The sequence below is a fragment of the Cupriavidus sp. PB-02 genome (assembly GCF_058252315.1).
On the sequence record NZ_CM177694.1, the window covers coordinates 2,758,413 to 2,775,734 of the forward strand.

Genomic DNA, 17,322 nt, shown 5'->3' on the forward strand with positions numbered 1-17,322 from the left:
GTCGTATTCCTCCCGTTAGCGCCGCGCCACCGGGAACAGCCCTTGCGGGCGCCACAGCAGGATCAGCATCATCAGCAGGATGTTGGAGAACAGAGCAACCTTGGGAAACAGGAAGCCGGTGTAGTTGGCCATCAGGCCCACCAGCAGCGCGCCGACGAAGCAGCCGGTGGTCGAACCCAATCCGCCGATGATGATGACGATAAAGATCAGCACATTGACCTGCGCGCCGATCGCCGCGGTGATGTTCTGCTGGTACAGGCCCCACAGCACCCCGCCCAGCCCTGCGAGCCCGGCGCCCACGACGAACACGCCGATAAACAGCCGCCGGATGCGGTAGCCGAGCGCCTCCACCATCTCGCGGTTCTCCACGCCTGCGCGGATCAGCAGGCCGATGCGGGTGCGGTTGAGCAACAGCAGCATGGCGATGAAGATCACCAGTCCCAGCGCCATCGCGATCAGCCGGTATTTCTCGATGGCGGCATCGCCCAGCAGCACCGCGCCGCGGAACGTGGTCGGCACCTGCAGCGCGATGGTCTCCGGGCCCCAGATCGCCTTGATCAGCTGCTCGGCCACGATCATGCCGCCCATCGTGATCAGGATCTGCTTCAGGTGCTGGCCGTAGACGGGGCGCACTACCACGCGTTCGAAGAAGAGTCCGACTGCGCCGGCTGCGACCATCGCTGCGATGATCGCGAGCGCGAACACGGACAGGTTCAGCGCCAGGCTGTCGGCCTCGACCCAGCCTGCCAGCGGTAGCAGCACCGAGGCCGCGACATAGGCACCCAGCGCGATAAAAGCACCATGGCCGAAGTTGAGCACGTCCATCAGGCCGAACACGAGCGTCAGACCGGACGACACCACGAAGATGATCATCCCCATCGCCAGCCCGGCGATGGTCAGCGTGAGCCAGGTCGATGGGCTGCCCACCAGCGGAAAGGCCAGCAGCATCAGCAATGGCGCCAGTGCCAGCGGGGTCCAGTCGAGGCGGACCTTCGGCAGGTCGGCCGGGGTGGCGCTTGGTATGGTCGTAGTTGTTGTCATGTGTCTCGTCCTGCCGCGGCACGTCGTCCCGCGCGCTGTGCTACCAACCGCTGAGTGTGTGCTCCCTCTCCCGCAAGCGGGAGGGGGAGAAAACAATCGGTTCGGTGTTACTGGTGCGCTGCCAGCGACAGCCCCAACAGCTTCTGCTGCAGGGACTCGTCGTCAGCCAGCGCCGCCATCGAGCCGGTATGCACCGTCCGCCCGTCATCCATCACCGCCACCGTATCCCCCACCGACTTCGCCATACTGAAGTTCTGCTCCACCAGCAGGATCGAGACCTCGGTCTGCTTAAGTTCGCGGAACACGTGGATCATGTTCTGGATGATGGCCGGCGCCAGGCCCTTGGTGGGCTCGTCCACGATCAGCAGCTTGCGCGGCTCGATGATGGCGCGCGCCACCGACAGCATCTGCTTCTGGCCGCCCGACAGCACGCCGGCGCGCTGGTGCCAGAAGGTCTTCAGCGCCGGGAACATGCGGAACACCCAGTCCAGCCGGCGCTCGTCGATGGCACCGGTGCGCGCGGCCAGCCGCATGTTCTCGGCCACGGTCAGGTCGGAAAACACGCTCATGTTCTCCGGCACGTAGGCAATGCCCGCTTGCGCGATCGCGGGCGTACTGTGGCGCGTGATGTCGGCGCCGTCGAACGTCACCGTGCCGGCGCTCGCCTGCCACAGGCCCATGATGGTGCGTAGCGTGGTGGTCTTGCCTGCGCCGTTGCGCCCAAGCAGCATCGTCACCCCGCCGCGCGGCACGTCGAAGCTGACGCCGTGCAGGATGTGGTACGGGCCGATATGGGTCTGCACGCCATGCAGCCGCAGGATGGGCGCCGCGTTCCGTGGCTCAGCCATGGTTTCCCTCCTCCTCCGCCATGCCCAGGTAGGCCTGCTGCACCACCGGCGAAGCGATCACCTCGGCCGGGTCGCCGTCGGCCACCAGCGTGCCGTTGTGCAGCACGATGATGCGGTCGGCCAGCGAGCGCACCACGTCCATCTTGTGCTCGACCAGCAGCACGGTCTTGCTGCGGTCCTGGCGAATCTCGCGGATCAGGTCCAGGATCACCGGCACTTCATCGACGCTCATGCCCGCGGTGGGTTCGTCGAACATGAACACGCGCGGCTGCAGCGCCAGCAGGATGCCGACCTCCAGCTTGCGCTGGTCGCCGTGCGGCAGCGACGCCACCGTCAGGTGCTGCTTGCCGGCCAGCGCCACGCGCTCCAGGATCGCCAGCGCCTGCGCGCGCACGTCGCGGTGGCTGGTCCACATCGAGAACAAGTCGATGCCGCGCTGCTGGCGCGCCTGCACCGCCAGCCGCACGTTCTCCAGTACGGAAAGCTGTGGGAACAGGCTGGTCAGCTGGAAGGCCCGGCCGATGCCGCGCCGGGTCTTCTGCGACACCGGCAGGCGCGTCACGTCCTCGCCGTCGAGCAGGATCTGGCCGGCGGTGGGCGGCAGCTGGCCCGAGATCAGGTTGAAGTACGTGGTCTTGCCCGCGCCGTTGGGGCCGACAATGCAGGTCAGCTCGCCGGGCCGGAACGCGCACGATACCGCGTTGACGGCCACATGGCCGCCGAAGCGGATGGTCAGCTCGCGCGTTTCCAGCAACGGCTGCGCGCCGGCCGCCGTCGCGGTGCTGCCGCGCTGGCCGGCCGGCTGCGGTGGCACCGGCGCGGCCACTGTGCGGGCGGAAGAAGCAGGCGCGTTCATCAGCGGTGATTGCGCACGGGCACGTTCATTTCCTCCGGCCTGATCTCGCGCACGAGCTCAGGCACGCCCCAGGCAAAGGCCGGATCGACCTTGATCTTGAAGTGGTACATCGACTGCATGGCCTGGTGATCCTCCTTGCGGAAGGTCATCTTGCCCTTGGGCGTGTCGAACGACATGCCCTCCATCGCCGTGATGAGCTTGTCGGTGCCAGTGTCGCCGTTGGTCTTCTTCAGCGCCTCGACCAGCGCAATGCCCGCGGTCATGCCGCCAGCGGTGAAGAAGTCGGGCGGCGACTTGAACTTGCTGTAGTGGTTGGACACCAGCCACTCGTTGGCCTTGTTCTTCGGGATGCCGAAGTAGTAGTACGTGGCCCCTTCCATGCCGGGGAAGTTCTTGTAGCTGGTCATCGCCGGCAGGATATTGCCGCCGGTGGCGATCTCGATGCCGTAGCGCTTGGGATCCAAGTCGGCGATCTTGAACGGGTTGCCGGCGCCGGCCCAGATGATGAAGATCACCTTGCGGCCGGGCTTGTCCTTGAGCGCATCGAACAGGCGCTGCGCGCCGGCGGTGAAGTCGGTGGTGTTGGTCGGCAGGTATTCCTCGTGGACGATCTTGGCGTTCTTCAGCGCGCCCTTGAACGCCTTGACGCCGTCGCGGCCGAAGGCGTAGTCCTGCGCCAGCGTGGCGATTGTCACGCCAGGCTTGTCCAGCGCCACCGCGTTGGAGATTGCGTCCTGCGACGAGTTGCGGCCGGTGCGGAAGATATAGCGGTTCCACTTGTCGCCGGTGATGGAGTCGGCGACGGCGGGCTCGACCAGCAGCACCTTCTTGTATTCCTCGGCCACCGGCAGCATCGCCAGCGCGGTGCCGGAAGAGGTCGGGCCGACCGCGATATCGGCGCGGTCGTCGCTGTAGGCAGCGGCGAGCTGCGCCTTGGCCACGTCCGGCTTGCCCTGGGTGTCCTTCTCGATCACCACCAGCTTGTTGCCATTGACGGTCATGGTGCCGTTGGTGGCGTACTCCAGCCCCATTATCAGGCCGGTCTGGGTCTGCTTGGCGTAGGCCTCGAGCGCGCCGGTCTTGTCGTAGACGTGGGCGATGCGGATGTCTTTCGCCAGCGCCGCGCCGGCGGCGAGCAGCGCGGCCGCCATGACCATGGCTCGTAGGGTGTGGGTGTTGCGTTGCATTGCTGCCTCCTCGATTCGGTCTCGTTTGTGTTTGTTGGGCTGAAACCTGCTGCAACTGCGTGGGGGTGTTGCTTTGCTATTCGCGCGCGCGGCCTGCAAGGAAGTGCCGCATGCCCTCCGCCGTCTCGGCACTCGCCACCTGTGCGACGAAGGCCACGCGCTCACGCTGCAGGCCCGCTGCCAGCGCGTCGGCATCCCAGCGCAGCAATGCGCGCGTGTGCGCGACGCTGCCGGGCACCTTGGCCGCGATGCCGCGTGCCAGCGCGATGGCCTCGGCCTCCGCCGATCCCGGCGCCGCCAGCGCGGCCGCTATGCCGTGCGTGAGCGCATCCGGCGCGGCCACGATCGTATTGTTCAATTGCCAGGCGCGCGCCCGCGGCGCGCCGACCAGTTGCGGCAGCATCGCGGTCCAGCCGCCGTCCGGGCTGAAGCCGACTACGGTGTAGAACGGCGCAATACGCGCATCCTGCGCCAGCACCGCCATGTCGCACGCCAGAACCAGGCCGAGCGAGCCACCGGTGAGCCAGCCTTCCACCGCCGCCACCATCGGGCAGCGCAGCGCGGCAATGCGCAGGATCGACCGGTTCAGCAGCGCCAGCAGCCGGTCCGCATATTCCGCAATGCCATCACCCTGGTCGGCAAAGGCGGCCACATCGCCGCCGGTCGAGAAGTTCGGTCCCGCATGGGTCAGCACCGCCACGCGGATCGACGGGTCGGCCTCGATTTCATCCAGCGCGTCGAGCAGCGCCTCCAGCAACTCGGGCACCAGGCTGTTGTGCCGCTGCGGCCGGTTCAGGCGCAGCAGCGCCACGCCGTCGGCGCAATCCAGCAGGACCAACGGCTCGCCGTGCGTGCTCATCGCGGCTGCAGGCCGTGCGAGATCAGGTCGAAGGCGGTATCGACCACCTTCTCCATCGATGCGGGCCGCTTCCAGCGCGCATAGCGCATGCCCAGGAAGTTGCTGATGCCGATCAGGCACCAGGCGCGCACCTCGGCATCGCCGGGGACGATCTCGCCCTGCTCTTCGGCGCGCTCGAGGCGCCGGCTGTAGAGCTCGGCAAAGACCTGGAAATAACTGCTGTAGATGGTCTCGTCCACCGAGTAGGAATCGAGCACGATCCGGTACAGGTTCTTGTGGCGCGAAACGAAAGAGAGGAAGGCCTTCAGGCCGAGGCGCTCGGCCTCCATCTGGCTGGCGGCGTTGGCCACGTGCTTGCGCAGGTGCGCGCGCACCAGTTCCAGCATATGGGCGACCAGCGCGCGGAAGATGTCTTCCTTGTCCTTGAAGTACAGGTAGAAGGTGCCCATCGCCACCTTGGCTTCCTGCGTGATTTCGGAGATCGATGCGGCGTAGTAGCCTTTCTCGCCGAACACTTTCTCGGCAGCGCGCAGCAGTGCTTCGCGGGTCTTCTGCCCGCGCGCGGTCTTGGGCGGGCAGATGGCGCCGGCCAAGCCGGGTTCGCGGACTTCGCCAGTCTCGCCAGTTTCGGTCTGGGACATCGTGTCTCCGGTGGCGCTGTGCGCCTTGTCATTGGAATGCCAGCCGCTTCATGTCCTGCAGGCGGTGTCCCGTTCTTGGCAAGTACCTCCTCGCACCTGCCGCCGCCTTTGAATCACTGCCTTGAATCGTTATGCAGGCAAAACCTGATATCTGATTCATGTTTCATCGTATAAATTCACCACGAAGGATGTCAATAGGGATCACCCTCCACCGGGGCAGGTTGCGCGCGGTGGCATCCAGGCCACTTTCCCGACCCACCGCCAGGAGATACCCGTCGTTGGACGCTCCCGCTTCGGCCCCCGCAAGCACCGCGCCCCCGCCTTTTGCCAGCCATCCGGCCGCCGGCGCCCTGCCAGGCTGGCGCGAAACCGGCCAGGGCCGGCCACTGCTGTTACTGCACGGTTGGTCGGTCAGTGGCGAGGCCTTCGACGGCCAGCGTGCGCTGGCGCTGGCGGGATTCCGCGTGATCGCGCCTGACCACGCCGGCCATGGCCTGTCCCGCTACCGCGCCGGCACCACGATCACGGCGCTGGCGCAGGATGTGGCCGGCCTGGTCGCGCACCTGGGGCTCGCTGACGTGGTGGTGGCAGGCTGGTCGATGGGAGCAATGGTGGCATGGGCACTGCTGCGTGACCATCCGGGTCTTCCGCTGGCGGCGGTCGGCAGCATCGACATGACGCCCCGGCTGGTGACGGATCCGGACTGGCCGCATGGCCTGCACGGCGACTATGACATCGAGCACGCCGCGCAGATGGCGGCCCGTATCCGGGCCGACTGGGTCCGGCTGGCGCCGTCTTTCGCGCTGGGATTGTGGGCGGCGGGACGGCGCCCGGACGGCGCCGCAATGCAGCGCATCGCGCAGATGGCAAGCCAGTGCGATGCCGCGGCGCTCGCCGCGCAGTGGGAGGATATGGCGCGCCAGGATTTTCGCGCGACGCTGCGTACGGCGGCCTTGCCGCTGTTCCACCTGTACGGTGCGGCCAGCCGCTTGTACGCGCCGGCGGTCGGCACGGCCACGTTAGCGCTGCAACCTTCGGCAGGATTCAGCGTGGTAGCCGGTGCAGGCCACAGCCCGCATATGGAGCAGCCGCAGGCGTTCAATGCCGCGTTGCTCGCGCTGATCGCTCAGGCCAGCACGCGGTAAGTCCAGAGGCCAAACGCTGTGAGCAGCAGCGAGCCACCCAAGTGCAGCAGCAGGTGCATCGCCGCCCAGCCATAGTCGCCGGCGATCAGGTTCGCCACTACTTCACTGGAAAAGGTCGAGAACGTGGTCAGCCCGCCGAGGAAACCGGTGACGGCCAGCAGGCGCCATTCCGACGGCAGGGCGGCGTGCGTGTCGAAGTAACCCACCGCCAGCCCGATCAGGTAGCCGCCCAGCAGGTTCGCCGCCAGCGTGCCGTAGGGCATGGCCGGGTTGATGGCATTCCACAGCACCGAGAACCCCCAGCGCAGCCACGCACCTACCGCGGCGCCTACGCCCACGGCGACAAACCCCAACGGACCCATCAGGACCGGCTCCCGCCGTCGCCGCCCTCTCCTTGCTGCTCGTCATCGCCGCTGGCGTTGAACGACGCGATGCCCCAGCGCTTGAGCGCGGCTTCGTCGGTGACGCGGGCATCGACCCAGCGCGCGCCTTCCGGCGTTTCTTCCTTCTTCCAGAACGGCGCTTCGGACTTAAGATAGTCCATGATGAATTCGCACGCAGCGAAGGCATTGCCGCGATGCGCGGACGCGACCGCCACCAGCACGATCTGGTCCTGCGGCAGCAGCGGGCCGACGCGATGGATGATGGTCACGCCCAGCAGCGCCCAGCGCGCGCACGCGGCCGCCTCGATCTGAGTCAGCGCCTTCTCGGTCATGCCCGGGTAGTGCTCCAGCTCCATCGCGCTGACGGCGCTGCCGTCGCTGATATCGCGCACCGTGCCGATAAAGCTGGCCACCGCGCCTACCGCCGGGTTGCCGGCGCGCAGGGCCGTTACCTCGGCACCCAGGTCGAAATCCTCGCGCTGTACCCTGACGCTCATCTCAGCCTCCGGTGACGGGCGGGAAGAAGGCGACCTCGCAGCCGTCGGCGATCGCCGTATCGGGCCGCGCCACCGCGTGGTCGACGGCCATGCGCAGCGCGCGGCCTTCGGCCAGGGTCTCGGCCCAGGCGCCGCCGCGCTGGATCAGCCAGTGGCGCAGCTCGCCCACGGTGCGCACGCCCGTCGGCACCTCGATGCGCTCTTCGGCCACGCCGAGTTGTTCGCGCACGCTGGCGAAGAATCGTAGTTCGATGGTCATCACTGCTTCTGCGTCCTGATGATGCGGGCCCGCTATGCGAGCAGGCCGTCAAACGGAATGAACTGCACGGTGTCGCCGCGCGCGATCGCCTGGTTGGGCGGGTTGTCGATCAGGCCATCGCCCCACACGGTAGAGGTCAGCACGCCGGAGCTCTGGTTCGGGAACAAGTCCAGCCCACCCTCCGTGTTGATGCGCGCGCGCAGGAACTCGTTGCGGCGGTCGCCCTTCTTCAGCTCGAAATCGGCACGCAGCGGCAGGCGGCGCGGCGCCACGTCGGCCACGCCCTGCAGGCGCAGAATGAAGGGCCGCACGAACAGCAGGAAGGTGACGAAGCTCGACACCGGGTTGCCCGGCAACCCCAGGAAGAAGGCCGGCTCGGCACCGGCGCTGGTGACCTGCCCGAACGCCAGCGGCTTGCCCGGCTTGATCGCGATCTGCCACATGTCGAGCCGCCCTTCGGCCTCGACCGCGGGCTTGATATGGTCTTCCTCGCCGACCGACACGCCGCCCGAGGTGATGATCAGGTCGTGGCCTTGCGCCGCGCGGCGCAGCGTCTCGCGCGTGGCCGCCAGCGTATCCGGCACGATGCCGAAGTCGCTGACCTCGCAGCCCAGGTTTTCCAGCAGGCCGCGCAGCGTGAAGCGATTCGAGTTGTAGATCGCGCCCGGCTTGAGCGGCTCGCCCGGCATCGCCAGTTCGTCGCCGGTGAAGAACACCGCCACCCGCACGCGCCGCACCACGTCAAGCCTTGCCTGGCCGACCGAGGCACCCAGCCCCAGCGCCTGCGGTGTAAGCCGCGTGCCGGCCGGCAGGATCACGCTGCCGGACTCGATGTCTTCGCCAGCGCGCCGCACCCATTCGCCGGACTGCGGCACATGGTTGACGATCACGTCCTCGCCCTCGGCCGTGCATTGTTCCTGCATCACCACGGCATCGGCACCCGGCGGAATCAGCCCGCCAGTGAAGATGCGCGCGGCGGTGCCGGGTTCAAGCTCAGAACCGACATGCCCTGCCGGAATGCGCTGCGACACGCGCAGCCGCGTGCCCGCGGCCGGCACATCGGCGGCACGCATGGCATAGCCATCCATCGAGGTGTTGTCCGCCGGCGGCACGCGCAGCGTACTGGTCACGGGCGCGGCCAGCACGCGGCCGTTGGCGTCAAGCGTGTCGACCGACTCCACCTGGGCCAGCGGACGGGCGGCAGCGAGCAAGGCGTCGAGCGCCTGCGCCATGGTCAGCATCGGGGGACGGGAAGGTGCTGCGGCTTGGGTCATGGTGCGATGTGCAAAATGGGTTGGCCCATGCGGGTTGACCCAAAAGAAACGGCCCGCGCATTGCCGCCCTCCAGCAAACTGGCGGCGTGCAATCCGGGGGCCGAGGCTCGGGCCCGCAGCCTGATTGTAGCGAGTTGGCACGGACCCGGCACGCGGCAGCGCCGCAGCCCGGTCCCCGCGCCCATGCGTCGCTTACAGGCCGGTGTGGCGGGCGATATAGGCCTTGACCTGCGCGGCGTCGGCCGGCATCACTTCGAAGCGCTGTGGGAGGCGCTCGATGCCCTCGAACTTTGCCGGGCGCTCCGGCTCGTGGCCAAGCGCTTCGCGGATGGTGTCGGCAAACTTGGCGGGCAGCGCGGTTTCCAGCACCACCATCGGCACGCCGGCGCTGAGATGCTCGCGCGCCACCTTGACGCCATCGGCGGTATGGGTATCGATGGTGATGCCATAGCGCGACGACAGGTCGCGGATGGTCGCCACGCGGTCGTCATGCGTGCTGCGGCCCGAGACAAAGCCGTACTCGCGGATGCGGTCGAATTCCGGCGTGCCCGACAGGTCGAAACCGCCCTTCTCTTCCACGTCGCGGAACAGCGCCGCCAGCTTGTCGGCATCCTGGCCCAGCAAGTCGAACACGAAGCGCTCGAAGTTCGAGGCCTTGGAGATATCCATGCTCGGGCTCGACGTGTGGTACGTCTCGGCCGACTTGCGCACGCGGTACGCGCCGGTGCGGAAGAACTCGTCGAGCACGTCGTTCTCGTTGGTGGCAACCACCAGCTTGTCGATCGGCAGGCCCATCATGCGCGCGATATGGCCGGCGCAGACGTTGCCGAAATTGCCGGACGGCACGCAGAACGAGACCTTCTGGCCGGGGCCGCTGGTCGCCAGCAGCCAGCCCTTGAAGTAGTAGACCACCTGGGCCACCACGCGCGCCCAGTTGATCGAGTTGACCGTGCCGATCTTCTGGCGCGCCTTGTAGTCGAGGTCGTTGGAGACCGCCTTGACGATGTCCTGGCAGTCGTCGAACACGCCTTCGACCGCCAGATTGAAGATGTTGGCGTCCTGCAGGCTGAACATCTGCGCGGTCTGGAACGCGCTCATCTTGCGGTGCGGGCTCAGCATGAACACGCGGATGCCGCGCTTGCCACGCATCGCGTACTCGGCGGCGCTGCCGGTATCGCCGGAAGTCGCGCCCAGGATGTTCAGCTCCTGCCCGGCACGGCCCAGCGCGTACTCGAACAGGTTGCCGAGCAGCTGCATCGCCATGTCCTTGAAGGCCAGCGTCGGGCCATTGGACAGGCCCAGCAGTTGCAGCTTCGTACCGCACTCTTCGCCCAGGGTGCGCAGCGGCGTGATGTCGGCGGTGTTGTCGCCTTCGCGCGCGTTGCAATACACCTCGGGGGTATAGGTCTTGCGCGTCAGCGCGCGCAGGTCTTCGGCGGGAATGTCGTCGCTGAACTTGCGCAGGATCTCGTAGGCCAGGTCGGCATACGACAGCTTGCGCCAGGCTTCGAGCTCGTCGGCACTGACTTGCGGGTACTCGACGGGCAGGTACAGGCCGCCGTCCGGCGCCAGGCCGCCCAGCAGGATCTCGGAGAAGGTTTGCGGCAGTTCGTGGCCGCGGGTCGACTTGTATTTCATCTGAATCTGCTGGTCCGGCCCTTAGTTCAGTTCTTCCATGCGCAGCCGCGTCACGCCGGACAGCACGGTCTGCAGCGCCTCGATCTTCGCGATGGCGGCGTTGACATGCTTCTCGCGCGTGATGTGGGTCAGGATGATGATGTCGGTCTGCGGCTCGCCTTCGCGGGATTCCTTCTGCAGCATGGCGTCGATCGAAATACCGCCTTCGGCCAGGATGCGGGTGATCTCGGCCAGCACACCGGTCTCGTCCGACACGCGCATGCGCAGGTAGTACGAGCTGTTGATCTCTCCGATCGGCAGCACCGGCACGCTCGACAGCTCGTCCGGCTGGAACGCAAGGTGCGGCACGCGGTGGTTCGGATCGGCGGTGTGCAGGCGGGTCACGTCGACCAGGTCGGCGATCACGGCCGAGGCGGTCGGCTCGGCGCCGGCGCCCTTGCCGTAGTAGAGCGTCGCGCCCACGGCGTCGCCCTGCACCAGCACGGCGTTCATTGCGCCTTCGACGTTGGCGATCAGGCGCGAGGCCGGCACCAGCGTCGGATGCACGCGCAGCTCCACGCCGTCGTCGCGGCGGCGGGTGATGCCCAGCAGCTTGATGCGGTAGCCCAGTTCCTCGGCGTACTTGATGTCGGTGGCAGCCAGCTTGGTGATGCCTTCCACGTGGGCCTTGTCGAACTGCACCGGCATGCCGAAGGCGATCGCGCTCATCAGCGTGACCTTGTGCGCGGCGTCGATGCCTTCAATGTCGAAGGTCGGGTCGGCTTCGGCATAGCCGAGCTGCTGGGCTTCCTTCAGCACCACATCGAAGTCCAGGCCCTTGTCGCGCATCTCGGACAGGATGAAGTTGGTGGTGCCGTTGATGATGCCGGCGATCCACTGGATGCGGTTGGCGGTCAGGCCTTCGCGCAGCGCCTTGATGATGGGGATACCGCCGGCAACCGCGGCCTCGAAGGCGACGATCACGCCCTTGCGGCGCGCGGCTTCGAAGATCTCGTTGCCGTGCACGGCCAGCAGCGCCTTGTTGGCGGTGACCACGTGCTTGCCGTTCTCGATCGCCTTCAGCACCAGCTCGCGCGCGATGCCGTAGCCGCCGATCAGTTCGATGACGATGTCGATGTCCGGGCGGTTGACCACCTCGTTGGCATCGCTGACGATCTCCACTTCCCCGTTGGTCAGTTCGCGCGCGCGTTCGGTGTTGAGATCGGCCACGATGGCAATCTCGATGCCGCGGCCCGCGCGGCGGCGAATTTCTTCCTGATTACGCTTGAGCACGTTGTACGTGCCGCTACCGACGGTACCGATGCCGAGCAGGCCAACTTTGATGGGGTTCATGGACAATCTTCTGAGTTGCTAAGGATGAGTTGCGGCGCGGCCCGCGAATTCAGGCCGCTACCTTGCCGTGGCGTTTTCGGTACGCCTCGAGGAAGCGCGCGATGCGGCCGATGGCCTCGCGCAGGTCTTCCTCGTGCGGCAGGAACACGATGCGGAAATGATCGGGCTTGGCCCAGTTGAAGCCCGAGCCCTGCACCAGCAGCACCTTGGACTCCTGCAGCAGTTCGTAGATAAACTCCTGGTCGTCCTGCACCGGGTACATCGACAGGTCGAGCTTGGGGAACAGGTACAGCGCGGCCTTGGGCTTGACGCAGGTCACGCCCGGGATCGCGGTGATCAGTTCGTAGGCCAGGTCGCGCTGGCGTCGCAGGCGCCCGCCTTCCGCCACCAGGTCGTTGATGCTCTGGTAGCCGCCCAGCGCGGTCTGGATCGCCCACTGGCCCGGCACGTTGGCGCACAGGCGCATCGACGACAGCATGTTCAGGCCTTCGATGTAATCGATCGCCGGACGCTTGTCGCCGGACACCACCATCCAGCCGGCACGGTAGCCGCACGAGCGGTAGTTCTTCGACAGGCCGTTGAAGGTCACCGTCAGCACGTCGGTCGACAGCGAGGCGATCGAGGTGTGGGTGTTGCCGTCGTACAGGACCTTGTCGTAGATCTCGTCGGCGAAGATGATCAGGTCATGCTCGCGCGCGATCGCGACGATCTCGAGCAGCAGTTCGTCCGAATACAGCGCCCCGGTCGGGTTGTTCGGGTTGATGATGACGATGGCCTTGGTGTGCGGCGTGATGCGGGCCCGGATATCGGCGGGGTCGGGCATCCAGTCGTTGGCTTCGTCGCAGATATAGTGCACCGGCGTGCCGCCGGAGAGGCTCACCGCGGCGGTCCACAGCGGGTAGTCCGGCGCCGGCACCAGCACTTCATCGCCGGTATTGAGCAACGCGTTGACCGCCATCACGATCAGTTCGGAGGCGCCATTGCCGACATAAATGTCGTCCAGGCCAACGCCCTCGATATTTTTTTGCTGGGTATAGTGCATGATCGCCTTGCGCGCGGCGAAAATACCCTTGGAATCAGAATAACCTGCCGAATTTGGCAGATTTCGCATCATGTCCTGCTGAATCTCTTCCGGCGCGTCAAAGCCGAACACGGCCAGGTTGCCGATATTCAGCTTGATGATCTTGTGCCCTTCTTCCTCCATCTGCTTGGCCTTTTCCAGCACCGGACCGCGGATGTCGTAGCAAACATTATTGAGTTTGTTGGATTTCTGGATGGGTTTCACGGCGATGTCGGGGCAGGCTGTCGGGGCTGGCGATAGGTGTGCCGCGTCGGCGGCACCGAACAGGGGAATCCGGGCGAATCTGACGAATGCGGAGGTGCCGTCCGCTGCAATGCAACGCGAACGTGGCAGACAGGGAGGCAAAAGCTATAATTTATCGGATTATGACAGACTTCGGCAGGGATTCTTGCATTGCAGCGTGCGCCAGCGGGGCGCACGGCAACGGCCTGCGGGCGGATGCCCACCCCGTCGCCGATCCTGTCGTCTGTCCTGTCCTTCACACCATGCCCGTCCGCGCTGCCGGCCATCCGTCCCACGGGCCGGCCAACCAGCCCGCGGCGGCCGCCGCAGAGGCCTCCAAGTGAAACTCCACGCCGACCAGCCCCAGTCGCTCAATACCGTCACGGCCTATGGGCCGGGATATATCGAAATCAATCTCGTCCGTCACACCACCTCGCTGCTGGTCATGCCCGAAGGCGAAGTCCGACCCTGGCCGGTCAGCCGCTTCGAAGACCTGGAGCCGGCACATTTCGAGCAACTCGCCGAGCTCGGCCCGGAAGTGGTGCTGCTCGGCACCGGCGCCCGGCTGCGCTTCCCGCACCCGCGCCTGACCGCCTCGCTGTCGCGCCGCCATGTCGGCGTCGACGCCATGGACTTGCAGGCCGCCTGCCGCACCTACAACATCCTGATGGCCGAGGGCCGCAAGGTGGCCGCGGTGCTGCTGCTGGAGCCCGAAGCTGGCGCCGCCTGACCCGGCGCGCCCTGCCGGCCGCGATTGCGAAAGTTGAGCCGGCGCCACGCTTGAAGTCTGGCCGCGCGCCCCAATCTGCTCCCGCTAAGGTGGCAGCCCCCTCCTTCCTGATCCCTCTGCCCCTCGCCCAGGAGCCACAAGCATGACCGTCAGTCTCAACAAGGCCGTATCCGACTTCAGCGCGCCGATGACCGGCGACGCCACCTTCCGTCCTGCCGACTACCGCGGCAAGACGGTGGTGCTGTACTTCTATCCGAAGGACAACACGCCGGGCTGCACCACCGAGGCCATGAACTTCCGCGACCAGTACGACGACTTCACCAAGGCCGGCGTGCAGGTATTTGGCATCTCGCGCGACAGCATTCGCTCGCATGAGAACTTCAAGGCCAAGCTCGAACTGCCCTTCGAACTGATCTCCGACGCCGATGAAGCCGTGTGCTCGCTGTTCGATGTCATCAAGATGAAAAAGCTTTATGGCAAGGAGCACCGGGGCATCGAGCGCAGCACCTTTATCATCGACGGCAAGGGCATCCTGCGCCACGAACTGCGCGGCATCAAGGTGCCGAACCACGTCGACGAAGTGCTGGAGATCGTGCGCGGACTGTGAGTCCTTGCACATGACGCCGCGGGTCATTTGGCGTTGCCGCGACACTGCATCCGGGTGGTGTTGCAAGCGATTGCCAAACCCAAAACCTTCGGATACATTGGCCCGTAATGAGTTCAGATTCCGGATGCCACGCTGCTTCGACTTCCCGGCCCAGGCGGTTCGCGCCACAGGCCGGTAGCGGACCTGCCGTGTCGCCGGTCCGCAAGATAGCCGCCACACCTGTTATGCAGGCATGGCGGCTTTTTTGTTTGCACTCATCCCTGTCCGCGCCGGATGCCTCGCGCATGCATGCCCCGGCCATGGCCCGCGACGCCGTTGCGCACCGCGGCCCGGACGTCTACGCCCCCTTCTTGTCCCCCTGAAAGGAAAGCCAAGCATGCCGCTGCCTACCATGCCCGCCAAGCCTGCCCAATTGCTGGACCCGAGCGAATTCGCTCCGGTTACCGCGGTGCCCAAGGCCAAATCCGCGACACAGGGCAAGAAACCTGTGCCGGCACTCGAGCGCGTGGCATTGCTGGAAACCGGCGACACCCAGGCGCCTGAAGTCCAGGCACGCGCCGCCGGTGGCACCCGCGCCCGCAGCACTGAAACCCCGACCGCACCCGCGCCGGCCGTCAGCGCCGCGCCGGTCAGCCTGCTCAAGCCGTCCGCCGGCCCCACCCGCCGCGCCCGCAAGTCCGAAGGGCCGAGCAAGCTGTTCGTGCTCGACACCAACGTGCTGATGCACGACCCCGCCTCGCTCTTCCGCTTCGAGGAACACGACATCTATCTGCCGATGATGACGCTCGAAGAACTGGACAACCATAAGAAGGGCATGAGCGAAGTCGCGCGCAATGCGCGCATGGTCAGCCGCACGCTCGATTCGCTGGTGGGCGGCACCGATGGCGTTCTCGACGAAGGGCTGCCGCTGGAAAAGCTCGGCAACCGCGATGCGCAGGGCAAGCTGTTCTTCCAGACGCGCCTGAACGACATCAAGCTGCCCGAGGGCCTTCCGCAAGGCAAGGCCGACAACCAGATCCTGGGCGTGGTCAGCGCGCTGCAGCAGCAGTACCCCGAGCGCCAGGTAGTGCTGGTGTCGAAAGACATCAACATGCGCATCAAGGCGCGCGCGCTCGGCCTGCCGGCAGAGGACTACTTCAACGACCAGGTCCTGGAAGACAAGGACCTGCTCTACGCCGGCGTGATGCAGCTGCCCGGCGACTTCTGGACCAGGCACGGCAAGGGCGTGGAAAGCTGGCAGGACCCGAAGTCCGGAGCCATGTTCTATCGCCTGACCGGGCCGCTGGTGCCATCCTTCCTGGTCAACCAGTTCGTCTACCTTGAGCCGGTCGACGGCAGCCTGCCGCTGTACGCGCAGGTCAAGGAGATCAACGGCAAGACCGCGCTGCTGCAGACGCTGAAGGACTACACGCACCACAAGAACAATGTATGGAGCGTGACCGCTCGCAACCGCGAGCAGAATTTCGCGCTCAACCTGCTGATGAACCCGGACATCGACTTCGTCACGCTGCTGGGCCAGGCCGGTACCGGCAAGACCCTGCTGGCGCTGGCTGCGGGCCTGGAGCAAGTACTCGACCAGAAGCTCTACAACGAGATCATCGTCACCCGCGCCACCGTGCCGGTGGGCGAAGACATCGGCTTCCTGCCCGGCACCGAGGAAGAGAAGATGCAGCCGTGGATGGGCGCATTCGACGATAACCTCGAGGTGCTGCAGAAGAGCGACGACAGCGCCGGCGACTGGGGCCGCGCCGCCACGCAGGAGCTCATCCGCTCGCGCATCAAGGTCAAGAGCATGAACTTCATGCGCGGCCGCACCTTCGTCAACAAATTCGTCATCATCGACGAGGCGCAAAACCTGACGCCCAAGCAGATGAAGACGCTGGTGACGCGCGCCGGCCCGGGCACCAAGATCATCTGCCTCGGCAATATCGCGCAGATCGACACGCCGTACCTGACCGAGGGTTCGTCGGGCCTGACCTACGTGGTCGACCGCTTCAAGGGCTGGAGCCACAGCGGCCATATCACGCTGGCGCGCGGCGAGCGCTCGCGCCTGGCTGACCACGCGGGCGACGTGCTCTGACGCGAGCGCTGTCCGGCGCGCCCTGCCTCGGTGGGGTGCGCCGGCGCACCGTGCTGCTGCCCCTGTCGTCAACGGCAAGCGCTTTGCGGCTATGATTGCCGCATGGATGCGCACTGCCTTGCTTCCCGTACCGCATCCCCACTGGAGGCTTCGATGAACCACCAGCATCTGTCCGGCAGGCCTGCGCCTGCCGCCCAGCGTCGCGCGGGCGCTGTCATCGCCCGCAGCCGGCTCAGGCAGCGCCTGGCCCTGGCCATGCTCGCCGCGGCCGGCATGGCCCTGGCTGTCAGTTCGCGCCCCGCCCGCGCCGCGCCCGAGGACATGGTGATCCGCACCATGGGCCCGGTCAGCTACGTTTGCGGCGGCGTTGCCGAAGACGAGCGCCAGGCGCTGGCCGCCAAGGAAAAAGACTTCAATATCGGCATCGTGTTCACCCAGGGCACTGCCGGCGAATACCTGTCCGACGTCGCGGTCAAGCTGGTGCGCGACGAACAGGAAGTCGCCAGCTTCCGCGCCGCCGGCCCGCGTTGCCTGATACGTGCGCCAGAAGGCAGCTACAATATCGAGGCCAGTTACAAGGGCCAGGCCAAGTCCATCAAGGTCAGCACCGGTATGCGCAACGCCCAGCTACGCTGGTAGCGG

At 66.3% G+C, this 17,322-nt stretch carries 18 protein-coding genes; 5 read left to right on the forward strand and 13 right to left on the reverse strand.

From position 1 onward, the window contains the following. Positions 1-15: 15 nt before the first annotated feature. The 6 genes from AC10V3_RS12890 to AC10V3_RS12915 all read right to left on the reverse strand — a co-directional run bounded on the left by AC10V3_RS12890 (position 16) and on the right by AC10V3_RS12915 (position 5,432). Positions 16-1,041, reverse strand: coding sequence for a branched-chain amino acid ABC transporter permease (locus AC10V3_RS12890; protein WP_022535659.1), 1,026 nt, complete (start codon positions 1,039-1,041; stop codon positions 16-18). A gap of 107 nt (positions 1,042-1,148) precedes the next feature. Further along, complete coding sequence (locus AC10V3_RS12895; RefSeq protein ID WP_022535660.1) at positions 1,149-1,889, reverse strand: ABC transporter ATP-binding protein; 741 nt, start codon at positions 1,887-1,889, stop codon at positions 1,149-1,151. After that, the gene (locus AC10V3_RS12900) at positions 1,882-2,643 is read right to left on the reverse strand and encodes an ABC transporter ATP-binding protein (protein WP_041681519.1); all 762 of its coding nucleotides are present in this window, start codon (positions 2,641-2,643) and stop codon (positions 1,882-1,884) included. Before AC10V3_RS12900 ends, AC10V3_RS12895 begins: the two co-directional genes overlap by 8 nt. Before the next feature lie 101 nt (positions 2,644-2,744). Further along, positions 2,745-3,932, reverse strand: a complete 1,188-nt coding sequence (locus AC10V3_RS12905; RefSeq protein ID WP_022535662.1) for a substrate-binding domain-containing protein — start codon at positions 3,930-3,932, stop codon at positions 2,745-2,747. 76 nt (positions 3,933-4,008) lie between these two features. Continuing rightward, on the reverse strand, positions 4,009-4,791 hold the full coding sequence (locus AC10V3_RS12910; protein ID WP_022535663.1) for an enoyl-CoA hydratase/isomerase family protein: 783 nt from the start codon (positions 4,789-4,791) through the stop codon (positions 4,009-4,011). Beyond that, positions 4,788-5,432, reverse strand: a complete 645-nt coding sequence (locus AC10V3_RS12915) for a TetR/AcrR family transcriptional regulator (RefSeq protein WP_022535664.1) — start codon at positions 5,430-5,432, stop codon at positions 4,788-4,790. The genes AC10V3_RS12910 and AC10V3_RS12915 overlap by 4 nt, the downstream gene beginning before the upstream one ends. Positions 5,433-5,710: 278 nt before the next feature. Here AC10V3_RS12915 and AC10V3_RS12920 point away from each other — a divergent pair, with 278 nt between their 5' ends. Continuing rightward, positions 5,711-6,577, forward strand: a complete 867-nt coding sequence (locus tag AC10V3_RS12920) for an alpha/beta fold hydrolase (RefSeq protein WP_022535665.1) — start codon at positions 5,711-5,713, stop codon at positions 6,575-6,577. Here the strand turns inward: AC10V3_RS12920 and crcB are convergent. The 7 genes from crcB to AC10V3_RS12955 all read right to left on the reverse strand — a co-directional run bounded on the left by crcB (position 6,559) and on the right by AC10V3_RS12955 (position 13,245). Then, on the reverse strand, positions 6,559-6,939 hold the full coding sequence (gene crcB / locus AC10V3_RS12925) for a fluoride efflux transporter CrcB (RefSeq protein WP_022535666.1): 381 nt from the start codon (positions 6,937-6,939) through the stop codon (positions 6,559-6,561). The genes AC10V3_RS12920 and crcB overlap by 19 nt on opposite strands. Further along, positions 6,939-7,457, reverse strand: a complete 519-nt coding sequence (moaE, locus tag AC10V3_RS12930; RefSeq protein WP_022535667.1) for a molybdopterin synthase catalytic subunit MoaE — start codon at positions 7,455-7,457, stop codon at positions 6,939-6,941. Before moaE ends, crcB begins: the two co-directional genes overlap by 1 nt. 1 nt (position 7,458) lies before the next feature. Next, positions 7,459-7,716: a molybdopterin converting factor subunit 1 gene (gene moaD / locus AC10V3_RS12935; RefSeq protein ID WP_022535668.1), complete on the reverse strand. Its 258-nt coding sequence runs from the start codon at positions 7,714-7,716 to the stop codon at positions 7,459-7,461. 32 nt (positions 7,717-7,748) lie between these two features. After that, a complete protein-coding gene (locus AC10V3_RS12940) occupies positions 7,749-8,990 on the reverse strand; it encodes a molybdopterin molybdotransferase MoeA (protein WP_022535669.1) in 1,242 nt (413 codons plus the stop codon). A 192-nt stretch (positions 8,991-9,182) separates the two neighbouring features. Then, positions 9,183-10,628 carry a threonine synthase gene (gene thrC / locus AC10V3_RS12945; RefSeq protein WP_022535670.1) on the reverse strand — a complete coding sequence of 482 codons (1,446 nt, stop codon included), beginning with the start codon at positions 10,626-10,628 and terminating at the stop codon, positions 9,183-9,185. Between the two features lie 21 nt (positions 10,629-10,649). Then, a complete protein-coding gene (locus tag AC10V3_RS12950) occupies positions 10,650-11,960 on the reverse strand; it encodes a homoserine dehydrogenase (protein ID WP_022535671.1) in 1,311 nt (436 codons plus the stop codon). 49 nt (positions 11,961-12,009) lie between these two features. Beyond that, complete coding sequence (locus AC10V3_RS12955) at positions 12,010-13,245, reverse strand: pyridoxal phosphate-dependent aminotransferase (protein WP_022535672.1); 1,236 nt, start codon at positions 13,243-13,245, stop codon at positions 12,010-12,012. A 358-nt stretch (positions 13,246-13,603) separates the two neighbouring features. Between AC10V3_RS12955 and AC10V3_RS12960 the strand changes: the two genes are divergently transcribed. The 4 genes from AC10V3_RS12960 (at position 13,604) to AC10V3_RS12975 (ending at position 17,319) form a co-directional block, all read left to right on the forward strand. Then, a complete protein-coding gene (locus AC10V3_RS12960; RefSeq protein WP_022535673.1) occupies positions 13,604-13,993 on the forward strand; it encodes an Mth938-like domain-containing protein in 390 nt (129 codons plus the stop codon). A gap of 142 nt (positions 13,994-14,135) precedes the next feature. Further along, complete coding sequence (locus AC10V3_RS12965) at positions 14,136-14,600, forward strand: peroxiredoxin (protein WP_022535674.1); 465 nt, start codon at positions 14,136-14,138, stop codon at positions 14,598-14,600. A gap of 376 nt (positions 14,601-14,976) precedes the next feature. Then, positions 14,977-16,680 (forward strand): PhoH family protein, encoded by a 1,704-nt coding sequence (locus AC10V3_RS12970; RefSeq protein WP_022535675.1) that lies wholly within the window; start codon positions 14,977-14,979, stop codon positions 16,678-16,680. Between the two features lie 153 nt (positions 16,681-16,833). Continuing rightward, complete coding sequence (locus AC10V3_RS12975) at positions 16,834-17,319, forward strand: hypothetical protein (RefSeq protein ID WP_022535676.1); 486 nt, start codon at positions 16,834-16,836, stop codon at positions 17,317-17,319. Positions 17,320-17,322: the final 3 nt, after the last annotated feature.

Bases quoted from the DNA above. Each gene is read 5' to 3' on its own strand.
- AC10V3_RS12940 (WP_022535669.1), bottom strand. From the start codon at position 8,990: ATGACCCAAGCCGCAGCACCTTCCCGTCCCCCGATGCTGACCATGGCG.
- AC10V3_RS12890 (WP_022535659.1), bottom strand. From the start codon at position 1,041: ATGACAACAACTACGACCATACCAAGCGCCACCCCGGCCGACCTGCCG.
- AC10V3_RS12965 (WP_022535674.1), top strand. From the start codon at position 14,136: ATGACCGTCAGTCTCAACAAGGCCGTATCCGACTTCAGCGCGCCGATG.
- moaD (WP_022535668.1), bottom strand. From the start codon at position 7,716: ATGACCATCGAACTACGATTCTTCGCCAGCGTGCGCGAACAACTCGGC.
- AC10V3_RS12970 (WP_022535675.1), top strand. From the start codon at position 14,977: ATGCCGCTGCCTACCATGCCCGCCAAGCCTGCCCAATTGCTGGACCCG.
- AC10V3_RS12950 (WP_022535671.1), bottom strand. From the start codon at position 11,960: ATGAACCCCATCAAAGTTGGCCTGCTCGGCATCGGTACCGTCGGTAGC.
- AC10V3_RS12910 (WP_022535663.1), bottom strand. From the start codon at position 4,791: ATGAGCACGCACGGCGAGCCGTTGGTCCTGCTGGATTGCGCCGACGGC.
- AC10V3_RS12895 (WP_022535660.1), bottom strand. From the start codon at position 1,889: ATGGCTGAGCCACGGAACGCGGCGCCCATCCTGCGGCTGCATGGCGTG.
- AC10V3_RS12975 (WP_022535676.1), top strand. From the start codon at position 16,834: ATGAACCACCAGCATCTGTCCGGCAGGCCTGCGCCTGCCGCCCAGCGT.
- AC10V3_RS12915 (WP_022535664.1), bottom strand. From the start codon at position 5,432: ATGTCCCAGACCGAAACTGGCGAGACTGGCGAAGTCCGCGAACCCGGC.
- moaE (WP_022535667.1), bottom strand. From the start codon at position 7,457: ATGAGCGTCAGGGTACAGCGCGAGGATTTCGACCTGGGTGCCGAGGTA.
- crcB (WP_022535666.1), bottom strand. From the start codon at position 6,939: ATGGGTCCGTTGGGGTTTGTCGCCGTGGGCGTAGGCGCCGCGGTAGGT.
- AC10V3_RS12905 (WP_022535662.1), bottom strand. From the start codon at position 3,932: ATGCAACGCAACACCCACACCCTACGAGCCATGGTCATGGCGGCCGCG.
- thrC (WP_022535670.1), bottom strand. From the start codon at position 10,628: ATGAAATACAAGTCGACCCGCGGCCACGAACTGCCGCAAACCTTCTCC.